Origin of the sequence: Streptomyces sp. MAR4 CNX-425 (assembly GCF_048656465.1) — a bacterium.
GTDB lineage: Bacteria > Actinomycetota > Actinomycetes > Streptomycetales > Streptomycetaceae > Streptomyces.
On record NZ_JBMDLF010000028.1, the window covers coordinates 1 to 7738 of the forward strand.

The 7738-nt window shown below is 69.0% G+C and carries 9 protein-coding genes and 1 pseudogene; 3 read left to right on the forward strand and 7 right to left on the reverse strand.

Features of this window, described 5'->3' with window-relative positions:
• The 5 genes and pseudogenes from ACHZ99_RS33290 to ACHZ99_RS33310 all read right to left on the reverse strand — a co-directional run.
• A pseudogene (locus tag ACHZ99_RS33290) lies at positions 1 to 227 on the reverse strand (IS1380 family transposase); the annotation flags it as partial.
• A 177-nt stretch (positions 228 to 404) separates the two neighbouring features.
• A complete protein-coding gene (locus tag ACHZ99_RS33295) occupies positions 405 to 950 on the reverse strand; it encodes an HAD domain-containing protein (RefSeq protein ID WP_420308579.1) in 546 nt (181 codons plus the stop codon).
• Positions 951 to 985: 35 nt separating this feature from the next.
• Positions 986 to 1678: a class I SAM-dependent methyltransferase gene (locus ACHZ99_RS33300; RefSeq protein ID WP_420308580.1), complete on the reverse strand. Its 693-nt coding sequence runs from the start codon at positions 1676 to 1678 to the stop codon at positions 986 to 988.
• 1 nt (position 1679) lies between these two features.
• A complete protein-coding gene (locus ACHZ99_RS33305; protein WP_420308581.1) occupies positions 1680 to 2591 on the reverse strand; it encodes an aminoglycoside phosphotransferase family protein in 912 nt (303 codons plus the stop codon).
• A gap of 79 nt (positions 2592 to 2670) precedes the next feature.
• Positions 2671 to 3420, reverse strand: a complete 750-nt coding sequence (locus tag ACHZ99_RS33310) for a hypothetical protein (protein ID WP_420308582.1) — start codon at positions 3418 to 3420, stop codon at positions 2671 to 2673.
• Between the two features lie 222 nt (positions 3421 to 3642).
• Here ACHZ99_RS33310 and ACHZ99_RS33315 point away from each other — a divergent pair, with 222 nt between their 5' ends.
• The gene (locus tag ACHZ99_RS33315; RefSeq protein WP_420308583.1) at positions 3643 to 4998 is read left to right on the forward strand and encodes a helix-turn-helix domain-containing protein; all 1356 of its coding nucleotides are present in this window, start codon (positions 3643 to 3645) and stop codon (positions 4996 to 4998) included.
• Position 4999: 1 nt separating this feature from the next.
• On the forward strand, positions 5000 to 5530 hold the full coding sequence (locus ACHZ99_RS33320; protein WP_420308584.1) for an NUDIX domain-containing protein: 531 nt from the start codon (positions 5000 to 5002) through the stop codon (positions 5528 to 5530).
• Between the two features lie 68 nt (positions 5531 to 5598).
• Here the strand turns inward: ACHZ99_RS33320 and ACHZ99_RS33325 are convergent, their stop codons facing one another.
• Positions 5599 to 6537, reverse strand: a complete 939-nt coding sequence (locus ACHZ99_RS33325) for a restriction endonuclease (protein ID WP_420308585.1) — start codon at positions 6535 to 6537, stop codon at positions 5599 to 5601.
• 43 nt (positions 6538 to 6580) lie between these two features.
• A complete protein-coding gene (locus ACHZ99_RS33330; protein ID WP_420308586.1) occupies positions 6581 to 7204 on the reverse strand; it encodes a CPCC family cysteine-rich protein in 624 nt (207 codons plus the stop codon).
• 132 nt (positions 7205 to 7336) lie between these two features.
• Here ACHZ99_RS33330 and ACHZ99_RS33335 point away from each other — a divergent pair, with 132 nt between their 5' ends.
• Positions 7337 to 7459, forward strand: coding sequence for a hypothetical protein (locus tag ACHZ99_RS33335; RefSeq protein ID WP_420308587.1), 123 nt, complete (start codon positions 7337 to 7339; stop codon positions 7457 to 7459).
• Positions 7460 to 7738: the final 279 nt, after the last annotated feature.

A 7738-nucleotide genomic window follows, 5' to 3' on the forward strand; every position in this document is an offset into this window, starting at 1 on the left:
GCGATCGGCATGTCGGTGGTGTTGGTGGCGAAGCAGGTCAGCCGCAGTCCGTCGGCGTCGGTGATCCGCAACTGGGCGCCGGGATAGGGCCGTTCCTTCCGCGCGATCAGCCGCATTCCCTTCGGCCACCCCTTGAGGCAGTCGCCTGCGATCTCGGCGACCCAGGCCCCGTCCCGGATCTCGCCACCGGGCTCAGTCGCCGGTGTCCAGGCCGGGGCCGGAACCTTGCCTTACTCCTGTCGCTGGAACGCGACGATCCACCTGACCACTCGGCGCAATGGGCGGCTGTCTCTGATCCTCAAGCCCTCCTGAGTTGAGTCTCAACTTCTACCCGCACCCAGGCAGTCGGGCCACACGGCACACCCTGCTGCCCTCGCTGCTCACGGCAGCGAGGGCAGCAGTCGTCAGGCGGCGCGGACTGTGGGTAACTGCGCGGCCCACCTCGTCGCCTCGGTCAGGTGCTCGGGCTGAAGCCCGAGGCGTGGCTCGGGCTGTACGAAGAGAGTCGCCGTTCCGCGGGCGGTGCGCTCCGCCGCCCAGGCGTGGTCGAGGGGGGTGAGGTCGTCGTCGATCCAGACGGCGGGGGCGTCGCCGAGCCATGCGTCGACGTGGTCGCGCTTCCAGAGGTAGCCGTTGGGGTGGCTGGTGGTGATCTGCGGACGCGGGAGATCAACGTACGGCAGGGCCGGGAGGCCCAGAAGGGGGCCGATGAGGTTGGTGGCGTCCTGGCGCCAACTGGTGCACCAGGCCGGGGTGACCAAGCCGGTGCGGATGACATCCATGAGAAGGCGGCCATGGTCGGGGTTGAGCCAGACGGTGACCGGGTCGTCGGCGCTGCAACCGGCGGGGACGACATCGTGAGGGTCGTGCGTGGCTGGGCTCGAGCCGTGCTCGTCGGGGAAGGGTATGAGGACGCCGTCGATGTCGAGGAGCAGGTAGGGCGGGCGCATCGGTTCCTCCGAGGGAAGCCGGGGCGAATGACTGGTCAGAGCTTGCGGGCGCGGATCAGCAGGGTGGTGGGCCAGTGGCCCATGCGCGGGTCGTGGAACTCCTGGGCTGAGGTGAGCCAGAAGCCCGCCTGGCTTAGGTGCTTCTCCCACCGATCCGTGGCGTACTCCCAGCGGGCGATCGGTAGGCGGGAGCGATCGGGAAGAGTGACGTGGTCGCGACGAGGCCGGTCGTCGCCCGAGGGGCTTCGGCCGCCACGCTGCGGGTGGGGGACGGAGAAGGCGAGCACCCGGCCGGGCGTGAGGCGCTGGGCGATGGCCGGGAACAGGAGCGCGGGCGCGACAAGCCCGACGGCCCCGAAGACGGAAAGGATCGCGTCGAACTGCTCGTCGGAGGCGGGCAGGTAGTGCAGGGCGTGGCCGGCGACGAAGGTGAGGTTGTTCAGCCGTCCGTAGTGGGAGCGGGCGCGGCGGACCTGGAGGCCGACCAGGTCGACGCCGGTGACGTGGGCGCCGTGGCGGGTGGCTAGGTGGGCGGCGTTGTGGCCGGGGCCGCAGCCGAGTTCCAGGAGCCGCTTGCCGCGTAGGTCGGGGCCAAGGATCTCGGCCCCGGGCCCTTGGCCCGGCCTCGTGGTCCATTCCATCCGGGCCGGTACGGCCAGAGGTACGGCGAGTCCGTCGGCGGTGCGCTGGACGGCGTGGGCGTGCCAGGGGGATGCCTGGGCGAGCACGTCAGATCTCCAGGAGGTGGAGGACATCGGTGAGGTGTCGGCGGACGGCCTTGATGTACGCGGGGTCGGTGGCCGGGTCGTTGATCCAGCGGATGGACTGTTCCATGAACCACTCGACGGCCCACATGCGGTGCCAGCCCAGGGCCCAGTTCTCGGCGGTGGCCCCGCCGCGCGGCGCGAGGACGTCGGGGGTGCCGCCGGCGGTGACGTACTGCTCCAGGAAGACGCGCAGGCGCACGGGGTGCGGGGGCTCGACGGTGCCGTGCCAGCTGGCGAGGTCGAGCAGGCCGGGACCGGTGAAGGCACGAGCGAAGTCGAGCAGCCGCCAGCCTCGCTCGCCGATGTGCAGGCTCGTGGGGTGGAACTCGGAGTGCACCCAGCCGAAGGGCGCCGTCATCGCCCCGGCCGAGCGGACCTCGGCAGCCTGGGCGATACGGTCGAGCGCGTCCTCAACGTCGTCGGCGTCCTGCCACCGCTCGGCCTTGCGCAGCCGTTCGAGGTGCTCCAGTGCCCGGGCCGGAAGCGAACGCAGCCGCTCCTGGTCGAGGACGGGCAAGGGCGGAGCCGTACGGGTACCGTGCAGGATCACGGCTGCGGCGACGCCGTTGAGGTCGTCGGCCTCGCGGACGGACGATCCGAGGTCCTCCATGAGCATGCCGAGCCAGCCGTCCAGGACGGCGGAGGCGTGGACCTGGGGGACGGGTACGCCGAGGGTGTGGGCCAGGCGGAGGGCCTGGTCCTCGCTGTCGAAGGGCTTCTTGGCGTACTTGAAGATGGCGGTGGCACCGTCGGGGAAGGTGACGCGCTCGACTCCCGACATGGACCACACGCGTACCTCCTCCCGTACGGCGGTGGTCTGGCCGGTCGCGGTGAGCAGGTTGTCGAGGAGGCCGGCGCTGGGGTTCGTGGTCACGTGAGGGCTCCGGGGAGAGGTGGTGGCGTCCGGGGCGGGCGAGGGGTGCCGGCCCGCCCCGGAGCCTGATCGGGTGTGGTTATGCGGCGGGGTTCACGCGGTGGGCGTAGACCTGCTCGATCCAGCCCGCCTTGAACGCGGCGAGGTCGTCGCGGAAGTTCGCCATCAAGGCACCGTAGGGTGCGACCACGCCGCCGGACTGGTCCGGCACGGACTGGCAGCCGTGCACGAGCCGGCCGCCGAGGGCGGCGTGGGCCTTGATGGACTCGATGCGGCGGTGCTCGTTGAACCAGCCGCCGTGGTAGACCTCGTCGAGCATCCCGCCCATCTCGTCGTCCAGGTCGAAGACGACGGAGGTGGCGGCGGGGAAGAACCAGCACGGGCCGACGTTGGAGATGTGCCCGTCGAGCTCGACCTTGTTGAGCGCCATGAGCGTGGACGCCTCGCGGAGCATCCGCAGATGATCGGCGGTGATCTGCGGCAGGCCGAGGCTGGCCATGTGCTCGTCGCGGAAGAGGTACGCGTACACCTCGTACGCGGTGGCCAGGACGCGGGCCGCGTCGGAGGTGGACTCACCGTGGTTCTTGATGAAGTCGAGCGCGAGCTGCTCGACCGCGCTCTCGGTCGTCTCGTCCGCACCGAGGAGCTGGGACTTGACCAGCTCCCAGTCGGCGACGAGCCAGGTGTTCGACTCGAAGCGGAAGAAGTACTCGGCCGGGCCGATGATGGTGCGCCGGCCGTCGACCTGGATGCCGGGCAGGCGGCTCCAGCGCGGGTCGAACGCCTCGGGCAGCTCGACCGTGATGGCCGTGGTCTCGATGGTGGTCACCGTGTCTCCGTCTCTGATCGGCCAGGTTCGGGCACAGGAATGCCCGAGCCTGGTGTGGGCGTACGGAACTTCGGGGTGCCGCCCGGACCAGGGGGAGCCTGGATCACTATCGCGCCGTTCCGGGCGGCTACTGATAAGTGAACCGGTGGTCACGCTGAGTGGGTACGGTGGAAGGCAGTTGAAGCGGTATACGCGGTTTACAGCTCCAGGGCGGAGGCGATCGTGGCGGCGCAGAGAGAAGCCAACTCCCGTCTGCGTGAAGTCATCAAGGCGGTCGGCTGCACGTACGAGGCCCTGGCCAGAGACGTGCGGCGCATCGCCGCCGAGAACGGCGAGATCCTCCAGACCAACAAGTCGGCCGTCTCGCACTGGGTGAACGGAACCCGCGCCCCGTCCGGCCGGGTAGGGCAGTTCCTGGCCGAGGCGCTGTCCCGCCGAGCGGGGCGCACGGTCACCCAGACCGAGATCGACCTCCAGGCCGGTGGTGACGAAGAGCCGGCGGAATCCGACCCTGTCCTCACCGCCACCGACCTGGGCCGCGCCGACGTCGAGCGCCGCCGCTTCCTCGCCATCGCAGCCTTCACCACCGCCGGCGTCGCCATGCCGCTCGGATACGACCACGAAGCCACCACCCGCATGCTCCGAGCCCGCACCGGCACGTCCCTGGTCGGCACGGAGGACGTGGACGTCGTACGGCAGATCACGGCGGCCTTCAGCGCCGCCGACGAGCGCCTCGGCGGCGGGCATGGACTGACCACCGTCACCGCGTACCTCGCCGACACAGCTGCCCCCATGCTGCGCGGACGCTTCCCCAGCGAAGCTTCACGCCGGGCCGCCTTCGGCGCCGTCGCCGAACTCACCTACCTCGCAGGGTGGAAGCACCACGACCTCGGCCAGGAAGGCGCCGCCCAGCGCTACTACCAGGTCGGCTACAAACTCGCCTGCGAAGCCGACCCCCACGGCCACGCCGCCTGGATGATGCGCGCCCTCGCCCACCAAGCCCTGAGCCTCAAGGAGCCCCACCACTGCGTCGACCTCGTCGAAAGCGCCCTCCGCACAGGTCTCGGCCACGTCGACGGGCAGACCGAGGCGCTCCTCCACATCACGCACGCCCGCGCCTACGCCGTGGTCAACGAGAACCCTTTGGCCGCGCGCGCCCTACTCGCCGCCGAGGACGCCCTCCTACGGGACGACGGCCCCCAACCCAGCTACTCCCGCGTAAGCGGCCCCGCCGCCGGCACCGTAGCCAGCCACACCGCCCGCACCCTGACCGACCTCGCAGACCACGTTGGCACCGAGCAGCAGCACCGGGACGCCCTCACCCGCTGGGACCCTGTGAAGTACAAGCGCGTCCACGCCCTCACCCACGCCGACCTTGGCGACAGCCTCGCCGCCCAGGCCCGCGCCGATGAGGCCGTCGCCGCCTGGACCAAGGCCCTCGTCCTCATGGAGGGCATGACCTCCGACCGGACGCACAAGGCGATCACCTCGATCCGTTCCACCCTGGCGATCTACCAGAGGCGCAAGGTACCCGGCGCCGCCGATCTTGCTCGCCGTGCCCGCGAGGCCCTCGCCTAACATGCCCAACAACCCGCCCGACGAAGGGAAGACCGTGACACAGCAGACCGACGACCAGCCCATGGCCCTGAAGCCGGCGCTCGAATCCATGACCCTGCTGGTCGCCGCCGTCATCGTCCACGACGAGGCCGCCAACCGCGTGGTTCTTCTCCAACGCAGCGAGAACGCGAAGTTCGCCCAGGGAATGTGGGACCTCCCCGTCGGCAAGAGCGAGCCGGGCGAGCCCATCACCGAAACCGCGGTCCGCGAGCTCTACGAGGAGACCGGCCTCACCGTGAAGCCCGAGTCCCTCAAGGTCGCCCACATCATCCACGGCGCCTGGGGCGTCGAAGCCCCCAACGGCTTCCTTACCGTCGTCTTCGCCGCCCACGAATGGACTGGCGAACCCGAAAACCGCGAACCTCGCAAGCATTCCCAGGTCCGCTGGGTCGATGCCAACGCCATCCCCGACGCCTTTGTCGAAACAACTGCCAGTGCTCTCCATCAGTACCTGCACGGTAGTTCTCAGGTGTCACTTAAAGGGTGGCGTTAGTTGCGCACCCTGAGTTTGGTTGCAGGGCATTCCGTCGACTCCGGATTGACGGCGACGGGCTGTTTCGGCTATTCGCCCGGGAACATCGTGGCTGGAAAGTAGCAACTTCCGGTCTCATTGGCGTGGCGCTTCTTGCGTCGCAAAAGTTCGTCGAGCGTGAGGCGCCCGTCGAGAACGTAGAAGAAATCGAGCCCCTCCATCGTCAGGAACGGCGTACTCTCTCTGTAGGCTTCTCGGGCTCCGCTAGTGAATCCATTTACGCTGATAAAGATTCCAAGCGAATTTTTCCCCTTCCGCCTCACCTTTTCATTGAAGCTGTAGAGGTGGTGGGGCTGGATCGCCTCCTGCCACCACTTGGCTTCAACGATGTAGTCGTCCGTGTCGAAGGTGAGCGAGCCGTCGATTTGCTCGTACTCCAGGCTGTATGACAAGCGCGGTTCCATGTCGAACAGCCTGAAGACGTCATTCAGGAATGGCTCGAAGAACCTGCCTGCCTTCTGGCGATTATCCATGCGCTCCAGCCCGAGGAAGCGTTCTTTGAGAGCGGCAAGCTTAGCTTCAAAGCCATGCTGGGCCTCCACTACAGCGCGGTACGTGAGAAGCTCTTCATCGAACTGCGACTGTTGCTCGTGGACAACGCGCTGGCAGTCCACCAGCCCCCTGAGATGGTCGACTGCTTCCCTTGCTTCGGCGATCAGCGATTCGGCGCTCTCGTGCCGTTTCAGTGCAGGGAAGCTCGCCAGTTGAGAAACCTCCGCCATCATCCGAAATGAAAGGTCGCGGTATTGGCGCTCATTTGCCATCAACCGGTCCACGAACTCATCTGCGGTGGCCCATTTGTAGCCGCTGAAGTCCATGCGGGCCAGCAGTGAAGGGTGGTCCGTGGCCCACAAGCGGATGAATCGTTCGAGGTCACGCTTGTACCAGAAGATCGACTTAAGCGCGCCGGCCAGGGCTCCGTAGGCGGCTGGGCTGATCGGCTGCGCTGGTTTCGGCGTGCTCGTCATCCCTCGTCCGATCTCCCAGTCTCGGTGGGCTGCTAACGCCTGGTCAGATGATGCTACAGAGGGGAGTCGGTCCCGGCGCCAGAAGGTGGAGAGCCACCAGCAGAGTACTGTGTGGTCGTGGAGCCATGGGCGCGCTCCTCGGCCGCCCAGTCCTCGAAGGGTCCCGGGTCGGATCGATGGGGCGCCAGGCGGGGTCGAGCGGCTCGTTCTCAGCAGGCGGGCGGACAAACCGGCGGCTGTGCTCGTCGCAGGCGCCGAAGTCCTGGTAGTTGCGCTGGGCCTCGATCACGGAGACCTTGTTCGCCCCGCCCGACCATGGTGGGCCAGCGGAACTGGACCCGTCGTCCTCCCAGAAGCAGGCGGAGCAGATCTCGTCCGAGCCGGACACCTCGTCCAGCACGCTGTGCCCGCAGCAGGGGCAGGGGTAGGAGTCGCTCTCCTGCGCAGTCTCCTGCAGCCCCCGCCGGGGTGCCAGGGGTTTCACCGCCTCGGAGCCCCCGGCCAGTCCGCAGCCAGTCCGCAGGACACCCGCAAACGGCCGTCGGGAGCCAACGCATGCCAACAGGAAGTCGCAGGTCAGGGTCATGTGGGAGGCTTCGCCGCGGGTCAGGATCAGAGCGCAGACATTCCGCCCCTTCTGCGCGGCGCACGCGGCCGGGCTGGACATCCTCCGCGCCGCGCCCCCGGAGCTGGACTGGCTCTACGTCAGCCCCGCCGGCGACTTCGACCTCCCCCACCGGCTACGCCCTTACTGGCGGGGGTACCCCCACTTGCCGGCCGTACGGACGGCGGCTACCGCGTGCACCCCCACGGCGACCCGCGGGAGCGCATCTCGTACCCGGACTTCGCGGTCGCGCTGCTGGACGAGGCGGAGTCGCCGCGCCACCGCCGTACGCACCTGGCGGTGACCCGGGCCCGCTGACGGGTCGTACGCCCCGCGCGACCGGTCGCGGAACGCCCGGCGGCGCGGGGTCGCGGGCGCAGACCTGGCAGGAATTCGGCGCAGGGAGGCATTTCTGCCCATGGCCGCGCACGGGTCCGGCGGGCGAGGCTCCAGTCATGGCCGACACCACGAGCGGCGCCGCCCCGCCGGGCGGTGGCGCCGAGCAGCCGCGCGCCCCGGTCCCGGCACCCCGTGTCCCGGGGCCCGGCCGCGCCTCCGCACCGCGCTCCGCCGGCCACCTCACCGCCGCCCAGGGCA